The sequence below is a fragment of the Bacillus sp. ILBB4 genome, assembly GCF_035064545.1.
Lineage (GTDB): Bacteria > Bacillota > Bacilli > Bacillales > Bacillaceae_H > Priestia.
This window is the reverse complement of the sequence record NZ_JAIQVD010000003.1, coordinates 585,994-602,711: the sequence shown is the minus strand read 5'-3', so window position 1 is coordinate 602,711 and position 16,718 is coordinate 585,994. Positions and strand designations below refer to the sequence as shown.

17 protein-coding genes are annotated in these 16,718 nt (G+C 37.2%); 2 read left to right on the top strand and 15 right to left on the bottom strand.

Annotation, left to right across the window (positions count from 1 at the left end; translation table 11 throughout):
- Positions 1–44: 44 nt before the first annotated feature.
- The 3 genes from LAV82_RS15290 to LAV82_RS15280 form a co-directional block, all read right to left on the bottom strand.
- Positions 45–1,589 carry an MDR family MFS transporter gene (locus tag LAV82_RS15290; protein ID WP_499716371.1) on the bottom strand — a complete coding sequence of 515 codons (1,545 nt, stop codon included), beginning with the start codon at positions 1,587–1,589 and terminating at the stop codon, positions 45–47.
- A gap of 138 nt (positions 1,590–1,727) precedes the next feature.
- Entirely contained in the window at positions 1,728–2,174 is a 447-nt protein-coding gene (locus LAV82_RS15285; protein ID WP_499716369.1) for an OsmC family protein, read from the bottom strand.
- A 122-nt stretch (positions 2,175–2,296) separates the two neighbouring features.
- Complete coding sequence (locus tag LAV82_RS15280; protein WP_013057598.1) at positions 2,297–3,193, bottom strand: NAD-dependent epimerase/dehydratase family protein; 897 nt, start codon at positions 3,191–3,193, stop codon at positions 2,297–2,299.
- A 165-nt stretch (positions 3,194–3,358) separates the two neighbouring features.
- Between LAV82_RS15280 and LAV82_RS15275 the strand changes: the two genes are divergently transcribed.
- Positions 3,359–4,579, top strand: a complete 1,221-nt coding sequence (locus LAV82_RS15275) for a DUF418 domain-containing protein (RefSeq protein WP_499716368.1) — start codon at positions 3,359–3,361, stop codon at positions 4,577–4,579.
- A gap of 41 nt (positions 4,580–4,620) precedes the next feature.
- Here the strand turns inward: LAV82_RS15275 and LAV82_RS15270 are convergent, their stop codons facing one another.
- The 3 genes from LAV82_RS15270 to LAV82_RS15260 all read right to left on the bottom strand — a co-directional run bounded on the left by LAV82_RS15270 (position 4,621) and on the right by LAV82_RS15260 (position 6,275).
- Positions 4,621–5,079 (bottom strand): hypothetical protein, encoded by a 459-nt coding sequence (locus LAV82_RS15270; RefSeq protein WP_098278760.1) that lies wholly within the window; start codon positions 5,077–5,079, stop codon positions 4,621–4,623.
- Positions 5,080–5,403: 324 nt separating this feature from the next.
- A complete protein-coding gene (locus tag LAV82_RS15265; RefSeq protein ID WP_013057601.1) occupies positions 5,404–5,694 on the bottom strand; it encodes a hypothetical protein in 291 nt (96 codons plus the stop codon).
- A gap of 92 nt (positions 5,695–5,786) precedes the next feature.
- A complete protein-coding gene (locus LAV82_RS15260; protein ID WP_013057602.1) occupies positions 5,787–6,275 on the bottom strand; it encodes a GyrI-like domain-containing protein in 489 nt (162 codons plus the stop codon).
- A 221-nt stretch (positions 6,276–6,496) separates the two neighbouring features.
- On the opposite strand from LAV82_RS15260, the gene LAV82_RS15255 reads away from it, so the two are divergent.
- Positions 6,497–6,784 (top strand): hypothetical protein, encoded by a 288-nt coding sequence (locus tag LAV82_RS15255; protein ID WP_328231118.1) that lies wholly within the window; start codon positions 6,497–6,499, stop codon positions 6,782–6,784.
- Positions 6,785–6,813: 29 nt separating this feature from the next.
- On the opposite strand, the gene LAV82_RS15250 is transcribed toward LAV82_RS15255, so the two are convergent.
- From LAV82_RS15250 to LAV82_RS15210, 9 genes are all read right to left on the bottom strand, one after another.
- A complete protein-coding gene (locus LAV82_RS15250) occupies positions 6,814–7,911 on the bottom strand; it encodes an acyltransferase (RefSeq protein WP_029322512.1) in 1,098 nt (365 codons plus the stop codon).
- A gap of 216 nt (positions 7,912–8,127) precedes the next feature.
- Entirely contained in the window at positions 8,128–9,036 is a 909-nt protein-coding gene (locus tag LAV82_RS15245; protein ID WP_499716366.1) for a hypothetical protein, read from the bottom strand.
- A gap of 298 nt (positions 9,037–9,334) precedes the next feature.
- Positions 9,335–10,042 carry an ABC transporter ATP-binding protein gene (locus tag LAV82_RS15240; protein WP_098288052.1) on the bottom strand — a complete coding sequence of 236 codons (708 nt, stop codon included), beginning with the start codon at positions 10,040–10,042 and terminating at the stop codon, positions 9,335–9,337.
- A complete protein-coding gene (locus LAV82_RS15235; RefSeq protein WP_499716364.1) occupies positions 10,039–10,836 on the bottom strand; it encodes an ABC transporter ATP-binding protein in 798 nt (265 codons plus the stop codon). The genes LAV82_RS15240 and LAV82_RS15235 overlap by 4 nt, the downstream gene beginning before the upstream one ends.
- A 12-nt stretch (positions 10,837–10,848) precedes the next feature.
- Positions 10,849–12,138, bottom strand: coding sequence for a branched-chain amino acid ABC transporter permease (locus LAV82_RS15230; RefSeq protein ID WP_499716362.1), 1,290 nt, complete (start codon positions 12,136–12,138; stop codon positions 10,849–10,851).
- Between the two features lie 9 nt (positions 12,139–12,147).
- Positions 12,148–13,134, bottom strand: coding sequence for a branched-chain amino acid ABC transporter permease (locus tag LAV82_RS15225; protein WP_499716361.1), 987 nt, complete (start codon positions 13,132–13,134; stop codon positions 12,148–12,150).
- Between the two features lie 81 nt (positions 13,135–13,215).
- Positions 13,216–14,391 carry a branched-chain amino acid ABC transporter substrate-binding protein gene (locus tag LAV82_RS15220; protein WP_013057610.1) on the bottom strand — a complete coding sequence of 392 codons (1,176 nt, stop codon included), beginning with the start codon at positions 14,389–14,391 and terminating at the stop codon, positions 13,216–13,218.
- A gap of 477 nt (positions 14,392–14,868) precedes the next feature.
- Positions 14,869–15,231, bottom strand: a complete 363-nt coding sequence (locus tag LAV82_RS15215; RefSeq protein WP_013057611.1) for a P-II family nitrogen regulator — start codon at positions 15,229–15,231, stop codon at positions 14,869–14,871.
- A gap of 14 nt (positions 15,232–15,245) precedes the next feature.
- Positions 15,246–16,472, bottom strand: coding sequence for an ammonium transporter (locus LAV82_RS15210; RefSeq protein ID WP_013057612.1), 1,227 nt, complete (start codon positions 16,470–16,472; stop codon positions 15,246–15,248).
- Positions 16,473–16,718: the final 246 nt, after the last annotated feature.

Here is a 16,718-nt window from a genome sequence, read left to right as displayed (position 1 = left end):
GCATCTTATTTAGTAATAAAAGCACGAACATCTTCGTGCTTTTTCTATTTTTGAGCTGCAGGTTCCTTAGCTTCTACCCGCTTTTTAGGGGGAACTTCCACTCGTTCATTTCCCATTAAAAAGACAGTAATGATAGCTACTGCAATTGGAATAAGAGCAAGCATAAATGCATACGTGATCGATGTAGACATAGCATCAACAATCTTATCTAATATTTGAGACGGAATGCTGTTTCGGGCACTTGATTGAAAAACTGCACTCGGATCTCCTATTTGAGAAAATGCTCCTTGTGATCCATTTCCCATACCTTGAAAATTGCGCTGCAGCTCATTTGTAAATGTATTGCTTTGAATCGTTCCAAAAATCGTAACTCCAAGCGTCATGCCTAAAGAACGCGCAAATGAGTTCGTTGAGTTGGCAGAACCTCTAAACTGTGGATCCAGCTTATGCGTTGACGAAGTTGGTAAAAGAGAAAAGCTAAATCCTACGCCAAACCCAGTCAAAATCATGAATACCGTTAGCATCCAACGAGGTGTATCAGGTTCCATTGTTCCTAATAAAAACATTCCTACTGCAAATGAAAAAACGGACATAATCATTAAGTTTCGAAAGCTTGTTTTTGTGAGGAAAATCCCGCCGATAGCACTTCCTGCTACCGAGCCTAACATCATAGGAGTTAAAATTAAACCTGCATTTGTAGCAGAACCTCCATACACAGCTTGAACGAAAATAGGAATAAATACCGTTAAAATAATAAACGTTGCTCCGTATAAGAAAGCGAGAATTTGTGATGTTGCAAATAAACGGCGTTTGAACATCCAAAATGAAATAATCGGCTCTTGCGCGCGTTTTTCCACAAAAAAGAAGAGTGATAGCGCCACAGCAAAGATAGCAAAAAGAGATAAAATTTGCGGAGAAGACCAATCGTACTCTTTCCCCCCAAGTTCAAGAGCAAACATTAAACTAACTACTGAAATTACAAGAGTGGCTGCACCAGCCCAGTCAATTTTTTGTTTTTTATGACTTGTTGATTCTTTATAAAAGCGCACAATAAAAAATAACGATAAAAGTCCAATCGGCACGTTCACGTAAAACACCCAGTGCCAGCTGATGTATTCCGTAATGTATGCACCAAGAAGCGGACCAAATACACTTGCTGAGCCAAAAACGGCACCTAATAATCCCGTCATTTTCCCGCGTTTTTCGGGAGGGAAAATATCAAATACAATGGTAAAAGCAATCGGAAGAAGCGCTCCTCCTCCAATTCCTTGAATCGCCCGGTAAATACTTAGCTGCACAATGCTTTGCGCTAGGCCACACAATGCAGATCCAAGTAAAAATACCGTCAATCCAAAAATAAAAAACCGTTTACGGCCGTACATATCAGACAGTTTACCAAATATCGGCATACCTGCCATCACGGCAACCATATAGGCGGACGTAACCCAAACAAACTTATCTAACCCACCTAGATCAGAAATGATTTTCCCCATAGCCGTCGCTACGATGGTATTATCCATGGCTGACATAAAAATACCGAGCAGCAATCCTGCTACGATAAAACGAATATTTTTTTCTGATGAAACCATTTCAGTTCCTCCTTTCGCGTCATCTTTTTGATGAACAGAAATGATAGCTACTTAAATTATTATATTCAAATTTGAGTATTTTACAATCTTAAATGTGCTTTTTTTAGAAATAAACATAAGAAAAGCGTAATGGGTCCATTACGCTTTTACTGTGAGCTGAGGCTCTAATTTAATCTCAACATTTCCTTGAATTGCTCTTGAAATCATACAGGATGTTTCTGCTTTTTTTATAAGTCGATTGATTTTTTCTTCTTGAGCCGCAAATTCAGATGTGATGATAACATGAGGTTTATGAATAATTTTTTCGTATGTGAATACACCATTCGTCACGTCCACAATAGCTTCTGATTCCATCGTTAAAGCCTCTTGACGGATTCCGCTTCTTTCGAACATCGCTGCAAGCGTGATGATGTAGCACGTGGCTGCTGCCCCTAAGAGCATTTCATCTGGATTTGTTCCCACTCCTGGCCCGTCCATTTCTGGCGGAATGGAAATTTTTGTTTTTAATTGTCCTGATTCAATTATACCTACTTCATTTCGGCCTCCTGGCCAATTTGCTTGCAAATGAAAGTGATGTTTTGCCATAGTTTATCCTTCTTTCTTCTATATAATGATGTGTACCTAGCGTACCCTTTTTATGTATAAAATAAAAATGTTCTGCTTGTCACAGCAAAAAGACTGCTAAACGGTGCAGTCTTTGTTTTTTCTTAACTTAAAGGTACTTTCTTTTCGCTTTCAACGAAAGCTTTGATTAATGATGGCAGCCATTCCTGCAGGTTTGTAAATGAATATCCCCAAAAGCTAGCCTTTTCATTGCTCATCGTCCAAGAATGATCTACTCCGTAAGGAGAACTATTTTCATCTGTTAAACGAGAAGTTGTTTTTGCTGTTTTATTCGCTGCTTGTTCAATATATGAAAATAAATTTTTGAGTGAAATAGTACCATTTGAACAAGCGTTAATCGGTCCTTTTAGCTTCTGTTCTGCACACCAGACTAAAAATTCACCGGCTTCTTCCTGTGAAATGAAGTTCATTTCTGCTTCAATAGCCGGTACACCAATTTCTTCTTCATGCATAATTTTTTCTACGTGAAAACGTAAGCGATCCGTATAATCATCTTTTCCCATTACAATTGGAAAACGGACAGCCGTTACCGAAAACGGTGCTTTTTGAAAAAATACCGCTTCAGCTTGGCGTTTTCCCTCTTGGTAGGAAATATTTTCACGACGTGTATATGAAATAGGATACTTGTATGGATCAAAATCTTCTTCATAACACGTTTTTTCTAAAGAACCGTATACTGAAAGAGTCGAGGTGAGTACATAGTGACTGGTACTATGACGAAAAGCTTCAACAGCTACAGCTGCGCCGTGTGAAGAATAGCATATTTGATCGAAGATAACATCCCATTTTCTTCCTCGTGTTGTTTCGATTACAGAATCTTTTTCTACACGATCAAGAAAAATCCGTTCAACTCGGTCGCCAAAATCATCTGGTGTTTTACCTCGCGTTGCTAACGTAACCTTAACTCCTTTAGAGAGCAATGTCTTGACTAAATTTTTTCCAAAAAAACGAGTTCCACCTAACACAAGTGCTGTTTTCATCCTTTTCTCCACCTTTCGTATTTGATATGGATAACCATACCATTATTATCCAACTTTTTTGTTCATAAAGCTATGAATCTTTCCGCTTATTTTTTTATATTCCCACCTATTTTTTCGCCGCTGTCGTGTTAAGATGTACATATCTTACAAAAAGGAGCGACAGTGATGAAGCCTTCTCCACTTCCCCTTAACGAACGCCTTGTTGTTCTTGATATTATTCGGGGCATTGCTTTGCTAGGCATTTTCTTAGTAAATATCCCTGCTTTTGCTTCGCCGATATTTATTTTTCAGCTGTACGATATTCCTTATGAATATAAAGGAATGGATGCTTATATTGATTTATTCCTGCTACTGTTTGTTCAAGGAAAGTTTTTTACGATTTTTTCTTTTTTATTTGGACTTGGGTGCGGAATCTTTTTGCATAGAGCTGAAGAAAAGCATTACTTTGCCGCTGCTTTATGGTCAAGAAGAATGGCTTCTTTGCTATTAATCGGGCTTTTTCATCTTGTCTTTTTCTGGTATGGAGACATTTTGCATGTGTATGCTGTCGGCGGTTTTTTAGTGTTGTTTTTTTATAATCGAAAAACCAAGACGATTTTGCTGTGGGCAATAGGCTTGCTATGCTTTTTTTATCTTTTGGCTTGCATGCAGTTTTTTATTTCGGCCCACGTCTTGCAGGAGGCTCAGTTGGAGTATAAGGTTTTACATGAACATGCCTTAACTCAATATTTATCCACCTACAGGCAAGCAGACTATTTATCTTGGCTGTTTTATCGTTTGAATGTTGAAGTGGTGCCTATGCTATTAAATCTGCCGTTTTCTATCTTTCCCGTATTTTCTATGTTTTTATTTGGCTTATATACTGCTAAAAAAGGATTAGTACATAATATCGAACAAAATCGTTCTTTTTTTAAGAAAATTCAGTTAATAGCAAGCGCAACAGGTTTTACTTTAACTATCATTCTCGCTATCTTAAAACTAGAAATTTTAAAATATGGACTCTATCAGCAGGCGGCCATTCACCTTTTTACAAGTTTGAGCGGCATTTTTCTATGTTTTTTTTATCTTACCACCTTACTGTTATTCCTGCAATTTTCTCCTTACGCTTCGATGCTGGGTCTTTTTAAGTATAGTGGAACAATGGCATTAACAACTTACCTTAGCCAAACTTTAATTTGCCTGTGGATGGTTCGAGCCTTTGGTTTATACGGAACTCTTACCTTAACAGAAAGCACGATTATTTGTCTCATTATATATACACTCCAGCTTTTTTTTAATAAGTGGTGGCTTTATTATTTCTATTACGGTCCGTGTGAATGGTTATGGAGGAGCTTTACATACCGATCTTTCCCGCCTCTCAGACGGAATAGGAAAGCTTCAGCTTAACAGCAAATCGGCCTTCAAGTTTGAAAGCCGATTTGTCTCCTTTACTGCAGAGGCGGTATGGTTATTCGTTTAATTCCATTTGCCTCAAACTCTCGTATATAATCCATTTCTCGGTGGAAAATTTGCATAAAAACTTCATTTTTTATTTCTTTAATGGGTCCTATTTGTTCTATCACATCTCGTTTAGCCATGCGATAGGCTAGCGCTTCCCAAAACACTTCGTTATCGTATTCTCCAATAATATCTTGAAGAGAATCTTCATGTTCTTCTGTAAACATAATCTCACTGTTTAGCGCGTGAAAAGGTCCTTTTTCAAGGAAAGGCTCTGCGTGAGAAAACATTTGTTTTTCTACATCCGTATATTCTTGTGCATGTTCATCTTCCACTCCAGAGCATGCTGTGACCATCCAGTTACCTAAATAAATTAAATCAAGCAGTTGAAAAAAGTGCGTTTCAGATAGTTGAAGTTCAATTTCGTTTTTTGCAGGAGCTTTTGACATAAGCGCGGATCTCTCCTTTAATTTTGAGGGTAGTTGCTACTAAATAAAATAGCTAAAAGGGTTAGTATGCAGGCTAGCAGGAAAACTGAAGAAATGGCTTCACCTCTTTTCTGTAGTGTAAAAATAGAGGTACTGACATCTAAAGAAGTGAATACGAAGGGTGTAAACTTATCATAATCGAAATAAAGACAAGATACAAGACCTTTTTACTAAATTTTCCGACTATTTTCGTCATAAATACCTATTTTTGTTTTGTTTATACTAGAAAGGTCCGAAAATTGTGTGCGGAGCTGCCCAAAATAAAAAAGCGCTGAACTAGGCGCTTTAACGGTGTAAAAAAATAGATAAACCAATAAAAAAAGCAGCTAAAATAAAATCAAAAATCCATTGCCACTTCTCACGTTTTAACAATACGTGCTCTACCCCTGATAACAGCGAACTTATACTAACCAAAACAAAAATAAAGCTTAATTGGTTAAACGAAAATTTAGTGACAAAATTTGATACAAGTATGACTGCTACGGTGATGAACAGTGCCATTTGACTTATAAGTACCCATTTAATTCTCTGTTTATATCCGTCTTTTAAAGCTTGTAATAAATCGTTGCTGATCACTCTCGCTAAACCCCTTTTGTATTCCTATCGTTAAAAGTAAGAACGCAGCATAAACGTTTCTCTGCATCTTAACTACTTAGCAAAACTAGCTATTAAATCGAAACATAAATATCAACTTGACTGTACTCAGGATCAATACAGCGTTCATCATATAATTCAAAATCTATTTTATAGGCACGATGATTTTTTTTAGCCCACTCGCGAATATAAGCCCAAGCCTCTACGACTACCTGTCTAGCTGGACCAACAGCTGTTGTAAACACCATGTATTCACCTTCTGGGATGATGAACTCTCTCATATCATCTTTCAGTTCGCCGCCGGGTAAAACTTCATATCCGAGAGCAAATGTAAAATCCATTTTTTGATTGTATTCAAATTCTGTATAAAGAGCAAATGTATTACCATTTACTTTATTGGCGATTTTATTAGCTAACTGTTGTTTATAAAAAGTCTGCCAGTGCTCGGGAATAAGACCTGTGCCCGTTTCTTCCACAGGTTCATCTGTTCGAATAGGCACTCCTACAACAGTAAATTCATTTACCTTGACTACTTTTTGACTTACAACTAAGTCAGTCAACATATTGAGCCCCCTTAATTCTTCTTTTTCTGTAGTTACAATGAGGGAAATACTTCTTAATATGCATTTTATTTGTATTCAAAGAAAACGTCAACCTTTTATGCAAATCCCTTAACGAAGGGGCTGAAGATCATTCTTCTAAGCTATAAAAAAACAATTCTATTTTCTTTGTACACATCATACGTATAAGATACCCCTAATTTACAATAGAGTGAGGTAAAAAAATGAAGATCATTGAACTTGCCGAATTCATTAAAACAAGTAAAAAAACAACTAAACTTGCTCTTTCCTCTTCTACAGTACAGTATACATTAGAAACAGATGATTTGAAAATTGAATTAAAAATAGGCGGCACGAATAAGCGAATCGTGTTTTTTCGCATCTTCTTAAAAGGAACATACAAGGATTGGATTTGTTATCACCGGAACGAACATCATATTTACGAATTGTATCAAAATATTTCCTTATCCCCTCAACTGCAAAGGCAGCTTTTGTACGCTATTGCATCATAAAAAGAGCTGGCTTAGTTAGCCAGCTCTTTTTATTTATGCTGTAGTTTTGTGATTGGATGTTTGTGCGGCTTCACATGTAATTTTTCCTTTGTCCATTGAATTCCTCTATATAAATAGTACGAGCACCAAAAAACTGCTGGAACGATAAGTACGTAGGCAACGACACTATTCGTAAAGAAAGAAGAATCTATAGAACGAAGCAATCGATAGGTCTCATTTAATATACATATATGCACTACATAAATGCCAACTGAATTTTTCCCAACTTTTGAAAAAAACGAGTTTTTGCCAAGAGCTGGACTGCTCAATACGAATAAAAACAATGATGCCGATAAAAAAATCGTAGAAATAAAATAGTCTCCGGGCTTGCTGTGCTGGATATTGACCAACCAGTAACGCTCGGCGATCTCTAACGCTGAAAACACAAAAAAGCTGGCTAAATAAACCATTGGCCTTGCGTTTAATACTGATAGAATTTGCTTACCGTAAAGGGCAAACATAGCTCCTAATACTGTATAGAACAAACCAAAGAAAAGGGCATCTCTCGTTTGAAAAGAAAGTGGAAAAAATAAAGAATAAGACTGCCCAAATAACCCAGTTACATATAATACGGTGCTGATAAGCATTAATAAGCCAATCTTTTTCCATCTTTGAAATAAGAAAACGATGACAACAGCCCAAATTAATGCAATCAAGTACCAAAGCTGAAATCCACTTGTGTCACTTCCATAATAAAAGATATCTTTGAATGTGATGGATGATGTTAGATAATCAGCTACTGCACCTTTTCGTTCTGCTAATGTTCCGTGGTTCTGAAATAAGCGCAGAACTACACCAAACAATAAATAAAAGACGAACCAACATGCATAAAGCTTTGAAATATTCCACGTGTATTTTTTTAAGTATGCAGAAGGCTTTGGATGTTTTTGAATTTTATTCATAAACAAATACCCTGATACAATAAAGAAAAAAGGAACCGCGAATCGTGCAAATGTGTCAACAATGACATCTAGCACATTTTCCTGGTTCCCTAAAAAGAAATCGTCATGTGATGGATTAACATGAATACAAACCACAAACACTGTAGCAAAAAACTTAATAAAATCAATTGAATAATTACGTTCCATCTTGTTGTCAGCTCCTTAAAATAAACTCGAGCTCTATTTTAGCATAATTATCCAAACGAAAAAGATGTTTTGGTAAAATTAACCTTATAGTCATGGAAAAATTTTCTTAACTTCCAATATTGTAGTCTTGTTTACTTGTATGATGTCTTTCAATATTCCAAATAAATGATTCTAAAGAACTATAAAACAAAAAACAGATTACGCGTAACCTGTTTTTTAGATTAACATTTTCCATGCAAACTTATTATCTTGTTTAATATCGACTTCTTTTTCATGCAAAGCCTGCACATGCTGTTTAATTTGTTTGAGAAACAGCATTACTTCCCCGCTTGATACGGCAGCTGAGTTGAGAGATAACGAATGTTTTTTAGCAATTTTTAATTCCTCGGTTTCCACTGAAATACTCACGTGGCGAAATAAGTGCCAAGGGTAGTAAACTGTTTTAAAAGATTTTGAGAAATAGATTCCTTTAGAACAAACGGTAATCCCCTCGGTTTTTTGAAGAGGATATGTATTTAAATGAGCTACAATTTTTTCTTTAGCAGGTAAATAGAGCCTGTTTCGCATCTCTTTTTCAACTTCTTCACATAGTTGTCCTTCTACCGACAACGCATCTTTTGGATCAGGGGTTTGATGAATTTCAAAAGATGAACAAATAGAAGTTAATTCTTTTGAGGATACACACGGATATATATAGTCTTGACACATATATTCATGGGAATGAGTGCGAATAAATTTCTTGATTTTTTTTAATAGAGATACTAGCTTTCTAGCTGAGTAATCGTTTTGATTGACTTGAAATTTCTCCACGTCATTAAAACAAATCATTTCTTCTTTTCGAATGGTAATGGATTGAATGTTAGCGAACTCTTCCCATAACATTTTTCCTTTTTTCATCCCTCTGCTTTTCCAGTAAATCCCCTTATTTGTAAAGCAAATTCCCCTTTTATCTAGGCCTGCTATAAAAGAGCTGTGTAAATACGCAATTATTTTTTCTTGGGGCTGAAACTGAAAGTATTTGCTAGCCATTTTTTTGTAGAAACTAGGTATTTGCATTACATAAAATTGACTTTCTCTATAGATTAAGCATAAGTCAGTCAAATAATTAGTTTTCAGCGTCGCCACGCTCTCACTTCCTTTTTGAGTGTAAATAACCGTACCCATTTTTTTCTATTACTTTATAAACGTTTTTTAATGAAAAAAGTTTCAACTTTTTTTGTTTTTTATAAAAAGCTTTAAATTGAATCATTTCTTTCAGCTAGGAGGTTATCTAATTACTCACTTATTCAATAATCTTATTTTAAACGTTCCCTACTTAATTAAGAAACTAAACCAGATAATAGCAATGCTTAGCTGCTTTATCCAAATCATCCCTTGTGAACAAAAACAAACCGCAGCGTTAAAACGCGATGCGGTTTGTTTTTTAAGCTAAATAAGCTTCTTTTATTTTTTCATTATGAATTAATTCCGAGCCTTTCCCTTGCAGAATAATTTCTCCCGTTTGAATCACATAGCCTCGGTGCGCGATTTGCAGTGCTTGATAAGCGTTTTGTTCCACGAGTAAAATTGTCATTCCGCTTTTATTTAATTCCATAATGATTTCAAATATTTGTTCTACAATGATAGGAGCAAGCCCCATAGAAGGTTCATCTAGCATAAGCATAGTGGGGTTCATCATAAGCGCTCGCCCGATGGCTAGCATTTGCTGTTCACCGCCGCTCATCGTTCCTCCTTTTTGAGTCAATCTTTCTTTTAGCCTTGGAAAATATGTGAGTACTCTAGTCATATTTTCTTCTATTACTTTTTTATTAGATAGCGAGAAGGCTCCGATGGTTAAATTTTCTTTTACCGTCATCTTAGGAAAAATCTTTCTTCCTTCTGGCACGTGAGCTATTCCTAGCCGGGCCGTTTGGTGAGGAGGGAATTTCGTGATGTGGGTGCCTTTATACACGATACTACCTGCTTTGACAGGAGCTTGACCGCTAATGGATTTTAGTGTGGTAGATTTACCGGCTCCATTGCTTCCAATAAGAGTCACAATTTCTCCTTCTTCTACATCAATCGTTATTCCTTTAAGCGCTTGAATTCCTCCATAAAAGGTGTCAACTTCAGTTAACTTTAATAGAGTCATGTACTTTTCTCCTTTCTCTCTATCTCTTCTGCCGCTCCCTTTCCTAAATAGGCTTCAATCACTTTCGGGTGCGTACGGATATGTTCAGCATTTCCTTCTGCAATTTTTATTCCATGGTCTAATACAATAATACGATCAGAAATTTCCATGACGAGCTTCATGTCATGCTCAATTAATAAAATAGTTATTTCCCGGTCTTTTCGTATCGTGTGAATAAGGTCTGTCAGCTCTTTTGTTTCACGCGGATTCATACCAGCAGCCGGTTCGTCTAATAATAACAGTGAGGGTCTAGTAGCTAACGCTCTGGCAATTTCGAGTCGGCGCTGCGCTCCATACGATAAGTTATTGGCTACTTCGTTATATAAAGCTTCTAGCCCAACGTATTCTAACAGCTTATACGCTTCTTTTTTAGCTGCTTTTTCCGCTCTTCTTGCTCGAGGTAAATTCAACAGCGTTTCAAAAGTGGTTGCTTTCAAATGGTTGTGCATCCCAACTAATACATTTTCTAACACCGTTATATTACTAAATAACCTGATGTTTTGAAATGTCCGAGAAATCCCTTGTTTTGATACGCTGTGAGGTTTTAGCCCTGTTATAGATTGACCATTTAACATAATATCACCTGAGGTTGGCTGATAAACACCTGTCACCATATTAAAAAATGTAGTCTTTCCAGCGCCGTTTGGTCCTATTACAGCTGTTATTGAATTTTTTTGAATATCCATTGTTACGTCTTGATTGGCAACTAAACCGCCAAAGGCCTTGGTTACATTTTTCACTTCTAAAATAGACAATTTCTTTCACCTCTATAGATTGACGTTTTTCTCAGCCGTTGAAATCACAGGCTGTATTTCTTCTTCTTCCGCTTCTTCTTTCAGCTCTTTCAAATCGAACGTAGGCTGTTTAGCAGGAAGCAATCCCTGAGACCTGTATAGAGCAAATAGAATAAGAAGTCCGCCAAAAATAAATCGCTGCATTTTAGCTGGCGAAAGTGCATCCGGTATAGAGATAACTCCGTTTAAACTCAGTTGATTAAACCAATCGGTGAGCTCCGTTAATACTTGAAGATTAAGAATGGTTACAACCGCCGCTCCAAGTATGACGCCTGGAACGCTCCCCATTCCTCCTAAAATAACCATAACTAAAATCGTGATAGATTCTAACAGCGTAAAGCTGGTTGGATCAACAAAGGTTTGCTTAGCGGCAAAGACCACTCCCATCATGCCTGAAAAAGAGGCACCGATAGCAAACGCAAGCAGCTTTGTTCTGACAAGGTGAATTCCCATCGCTTGAGCTGCAATTTCATTTTCTCGAACTGCTTTCCACGATCGTCCTACTTTAGAATATTCAAATCGCCGTACAATAAAAATAACCGCCCCTAAGATGACTAATACTACATAATAAAACTGACTTGGATATACTAAGTTAATCCCAAAAATAGAAGGCGGCGTCACGGAGGACAGCCCCATTGCTCCGTTTGTAATATTGATTGGTTTATCCAAATTGTTAAATACAATTCGAATAATTTCCCCGAATCCAAGCGTAACGATAGCTAGATAGTCTCCTTTTACGCGCAGCACAGGTATACCAAGCAAAACTCCAAATAAAGCGGCTATTAGGCACCCTGCAATAATAAAAAACCAAAAGCTTTCTCCTGATAATGGGTACGTACCAAAAGGCATAAAATTAGCAGCTTGATTGGTCGCAAAAATTCCATACGTGTAAGCCCCAACTGCAAAGAAAGCAACAAATCCCAAATCCAATAATCCGGCTAACCCCACTACAATGTTCAACCCAAGTGCCATAGCAATATAGATGCCTACTAGTGTAGATACTTCCATATAGGATTCATAAGCAGGGCCTTGGCTAGCTGAAAAAGGAAGCAGCACAATTAAAATGACCCCTGCTATTAGCCATTTTAATTTAGTAGAAAGAGACATAAAATACAGAAGTAATAATGAAAATAAAAGAAGTAAAAATGCGACAACGGACTTTTGGGCAAGCATTAAACTACCGCTTGTTGCAATTACATATATAAAAAATAGAATGATTTGCGCCTTTTTGTTTCCTTCAAGCCTAATCATTATTTTTTTCATCTTCATCACCTACACTTTTTCTGTACCGGCTTTTCCAAATAAGCCTTCTGGTTTAAAAATTAACACCAAAATCAAAATGGCAAATGCAAATACATCTTTATACTCTGCTCCTAAAACATTGCCGGTGATTGTTGATAAATTCGCAGCTGCAAACATTTCAAGAATGCCAAGCATTAGCCCTCCAAACATTGCGCCTCGTATATTGCCTATACCTCCTAAAACAGCTGCTGTAAAAGCTTTTAATCCTAATATGAACCCAATGTAAGGATCAATTGTTCCGTAATGAAGCGCAAATAACACACCGGTCGCGCCTCCTAGAGCCGAACCAATAAAGAAAGTAAGAGAAATAACTTTGTTTACATTAATGGACATTAATGAAGCTGTATCCGGATCTTGAGCTACAGCTCTCATTGCCATTCCCCATTTGGTCCGATTGACGAAAATTTCAAGTCCGATCATTAAAAAAAAAGCAACAAGTAACACTACGATAAACGTTACTTTAAATGTAGCATCATCAAATGATGATGAAAGAGAAGAAGCACTAACCGATACTTTTCCTGAAAATAAAGCAGGGGTATTAACAATATAGTTACCATTCTTAAGTTCCGTAATGAAGCGCACAAAATCCTGTAATAGAAACGACATTCCGATAGCTGTAATAAGTGTAATTAGTTTAGAAGACTTGCGCAGGGGGCGGTAAGCTACTCTTTCAATTCCCATACCAAGAAACCCAGTCGCAACGCTCGTAATAAGAAGAACTAAAATTAACGTCACAACAGCTGGAAAAGCTGCAATCCAACCTACGCCTGTTAACCCTATTAAAATAGCGGTTCCGATAAAGGCGCCTGACATAAAAATTTCGCCGTGTGCAAAATTGATGAGTTCTAAAATGCCATATACCATCGTATAACCTAGGGCAATAATTGCATATACAGCTCCTAATGTTAGTCCGTCAATTAACACTTGCGGCAGTGTTTGTATAATATGAGCAAACATATAACCTCGTCCCTTTCGTCCTATAAAATCGATTTTAAGAAAAGAAAGGTACGGAACATCCATACCTTTCTTTTCTAAGGTTTACTGTGAGATTTCTCCTTCTAATTTAGCTGGGTACGAAGGAGCGTCAAACTTATAGATAAAGATTTTAGCGTATTTATTGTCTCCTTTCTCATCAAATCCTACCTGCGTAAGTTCTCCTTTATATTCTGTAATACCGCGTACGGCGTCACGTACTGCTTCATGAGAAGGAAGCTTTTTATCATTGTCTTCAATTGCTTTTTGAATACCTTGAAGCATAACTTTCATGGAATCATACCCGTATACAGAATATGACTCTACTTTTTTATTGAATTTCTTCTCATAATTTTTAGCGAATTGCGTCTTGGAAGCATCGCCTGCTACTGACGTAAGATATGTATCTTTTACAGCATCTCCGGCAATATCAACTAAAGTTGATGAGTCTAAGCCATCCCCTCCCATAAACTTAGCGGTAATTCCTTTGTCACGAGCTTGTTTAATTAAAAGTCCGCCTTCTGCATAAAGACCACCAAAATAAACGAGATCCGGCTTTTCTTTAGAGACTTGATTTAACACACCGTTAAAATCTTTTTCTCCAACCGTAATTCCTTCAAATCCAACAATTTTTGCTCCTTCTTTTTCAGCTGCTGTTTTAAAAGCATCTGCAAGCCCTTGTCCGTAAGCTGTTTTATCTTGAATGACAAAAATATTTTTTGCTTTCAACTCTTTAACAGCATATTCAGCTCCTGCAGGCCCTTGGAAGTCATCGCGCGCTACAATGCGGTTAACCGTTTTTAACTTTCGGTCTGTTACGTCCGTTGCTGTACTTGCAGGAGAAATCATTGGAATTGAATATTTCTCATACGTTTCAGATGAAGGAATGGTAACCCCTGAATTTAAATGTCCTATCACTCCATAGACGGCTTTATCGGATCCGATTAACTGAGCGTTCGCTACGCCTTTTTTCGGGTCGCCTTGGTCGTCATACGGTACAAGCTGAAGTTTATATCCTAATTTTTTAAACGTGTCTTTTTCTTCATCAAGAGCTAGCTGAGCTCCCAGTTTGATTGCTTCACCTAACGTCGCACTACCTCCTGACAAAGGGCTTTGCGTAGCAATTTTTATAACATTGCTGCCTTTATCTTCTCCCGATGTACTGTTGCTCCCACAGCCAGCTACAAACCCTACCGATAAGACCGTTGTTGCTAAAATAGATAACATTTTTTTACTTAGCATGTAGTAATCGTTATAAAACGCTTAATAGCGGCTAGTCTTTTATAACGATTTTCCCTCCCTTTGTTCGCGTCTAGAACGCTTTTTATCTTTGCAACAAATGTCATTTCTGAAAACGGTGAAACAGCTTGCTGTTTATGTACATCTTTTTTCACATCCTTTCATAATCGATTTGCTCTCATATATAAAGAGAAACTAATAAAAGTGAAAATATAGTTATTTTTTACTATTATAAAAGGATAAACAGCAGTATTTCACCAATTTTGTCAGTAACAATGACACATATTTTTATAATTTTCTTAATTTTATAAAAATAATTTTAATTATATTCACTTATTTTTTGCGATATACTTTTTGGCTATATATATAACAAAAAAGCATGTCACCGTAAGGAAACATGCCGTGTAACTATTCAACCTAAAAAAAGGTGCATAGTATGCACCTTTTATATGACCCTTTGTTTTCTCTTTCTCCCTAAGTTTAACTATTATTTCGTAATGCCTGTGATCCTTCTTCCCCTGTTCGGATCTTAATGGCATTTTTTAATTCATAGATAAATATTTTCCCATCTCCAGGCTGACCTGTATTTAGTACTTTTCTTGCTTTATCAACAACGTCAGATACCGGAACTTCGCACACCACAATTTCTACTTTAATTCGTGCGTGCATATTGTCTTGTTTTTTAACGCCTCTATAAAGCTCCGTAATGCCTTTTTGCAACCCGCACCCCAGTGCATCCGTAACTGTAATACCGCTAACGCCAATTTTCGCCAGTTCTTGCTTAAGCTCTTCAAACTTTGAAGGGCGTGTAATAATTTCAATTTTTGTTAAAACATCACTCACTGTGTCCACCCCTTTTACATATTTGATTCGTGATACGCTCTTTCACCGTGCAGCGTAATATCAAGCCCAAGCGTTTCTTCTTCTTGTGTCGCACGCAGAGATACGATTAACCCAACCACTTTAACAATAATGAAGGTAGCAATACCGACAAATAGGTACGTTGCTACGATAGCCACCAGCTGTTTCCAAAGTAGACTTGGATCTCCGTAGAATAAACCATTCGCACCGGCGTCATTTACAGAAGTTGTGGCAAATAAACCTGTTGCAATACCTCCCCATGTTCCCCCAATACCGTGAAGACCAAATGCATCTAACGCATCGTCGTAACCGATTTTCTTTTTAAGTGAGAAGATACCCCAGAAACAAACTGCTCCGCCGATAAAACCAATTACAATAGAGGCAAACGGTGTAACGAATCCACAAGCTGGTGTAATAGCTACAAGTCCAGCAATCGCTCCCGAAACGGCTCCAAGCAGCGTAGGTTTTTTATTGATAATCCACTCTACTACAAGCCAGCCGATAATTCCTGTTGCTGCCGCTGTATTCGTGTTAATAAAAGCCGTCATTGCAACGCTGTTAATAGTTAAAGAACTTCCAACGTTAAAACCAAACCACCCGAACCAAATCAGCATTCCGCCTAAAAGAGTTAACGGTAAATTGTGAGGTGCTGCGGCATCGGCATTTTTTCGTTTTCCAACAACAAGAGCTAGAATTAATCCTGCTACACCTGATGAAATGTGAACGACGTTTCCTCCGGCAAAGTCAATAGCTCCTAGTTCACGGAGCCATCCGCCAACTCCCCAAACCCAGTGTGCTACTGGTGCATATACAAATAATGACCATAGGATAGCAAATAAGATAAATGCTGAAAACTTCATGCGCTCTGCAAAAGCTCCAGAGATAATAGCTACTGTTAGTACAGCAAATGTCAGCTGAAACATCATAAACATATTATGCGGGATCGTAGCACTGTAGTCCCCGTTTGGAGTGAACCCGACTCCTTTTAATCCCACCCAGTCCAAGTTACCAATAAAAGCATTGCCACCGGTAGAAAAAGCTAACGAATAGCCTGCCACTATCCAAAGAACAGATATAACAGCTAAAGAACCTACGCTATACATCGCGGTACTTAACATGTTTTTACTTCGAACCATGCCCCCGTAAAACAATGCAATAGCTGGTGTCATAATCCAAACCAATAATGCTGAAAAAAACATAAATACTGAATCGCCCATTTGCATGATGATTTCCCCCTTAAGTACGAATAAATAACCCCTAAATTTAATGTTAGATTATATAACATCTCTTGTTATGTTTACTATCATATTTGATTTATATGTATTTAGCAACTACTTTTTGCAAATTTATTCAGAAAACTTTTATTTTTTTATACTGTTTTCTTTTTCTTATGTATTCTCCTATGTACACATCAGCTGAACTATTTTTTGTTTGTGTTAGAGTTTCTGACATAAAAAATCCTCTTCTTG

Coding starts and splice junctions, on each gene's coding strand:
- LAV82_RS15270 (WP_098278760.1), bottom strand. CDS start 5,079: ATGTCAAAAGCTCCTGCAAAAAACGAAATTGAACTTCAACTATCTGAA.
- LAV82_RS15280 (WP_013057598.1), bottom strand. CDS start 3,193: ATGAAAACAGCACTTGTGTTAGGTGGAACTCGTTTTTTTGGAAAAAAT.
- LAV82_RS15250 (WP_029322512.1), bottom strand. CDS start 7,911: ATGGAACGTAATTATTCAATTGATTTTATTAAGTTTTTTGCTACAGTG.
- LAV82_RS15260 (WP_013057602.1), bottom strand. CDS start 6,275: ATGTTGACTGACTTAGTTGTAAGTCAAAAAGTAGTCAAGGTAAATGAA.
- LAV82_RS15230 (WP_499716362.1), bottom strand. CDS start 12,138: ATGAAAAAAATAATGATTAGGCTTGAAGGAAACAAAAAGGCGCAAATC.
- LAV82_RS15225 (WP_499716361.1), bottom strand. CDS start 13,134: ATGTTTGCTCATATTATACAAACACTGCCGCAAGTGTTAATTGACGGA.
- LAV82_RS15285 (WP_499716369.1), bottom strand. CDS start 2,174: ATGGCAAAACATCACTTTCATTTGCAAGCAAATTGGCCAGGAGGCCGA.
- LAV82_RS15255 (WP_328231118.1), top strand. CDS start 6,497: ATGAAGATCATTGAACTTGCCGAATTCATTAAAACAAGTAAAAAAACA.
- LAV82_RS15275 (WP_499716368.1), top strand. CDS start 3,359: ATGAAGCCTTCTCCACTTCCCCTTAACGAACGCCTTGTTGTTCTTGAT.
- LAV82_RS15210 (WP_013057612.1), bottom strand. CDS start 16,472: ATGCAAATGGGCGATTCAGTATTTATGTTTTTTTCAGCATTATTGGTT.
- LAV82_RS15290 (WP_499716371.1), bottom strand. CDS start 1,589: ATGGTTTCATCAGAAAAAAATATTCGTTTTATCGTAGCAGGATTGCTG.
- LAV82_RS15220 (WP_013057610.1), bottom strand. CDS start 14,391: ATGCTAAGTAAAAAAATGTTATCTATTTTAGCAACAACGGTCTTATCG.
- LAV82_RS15240 (WP_098288052.1), bottom strand. CDS start 10,042: ATGACTCTATTAAAGTTAACTGAAGTTGACACCTTTTATGGAGGAATT.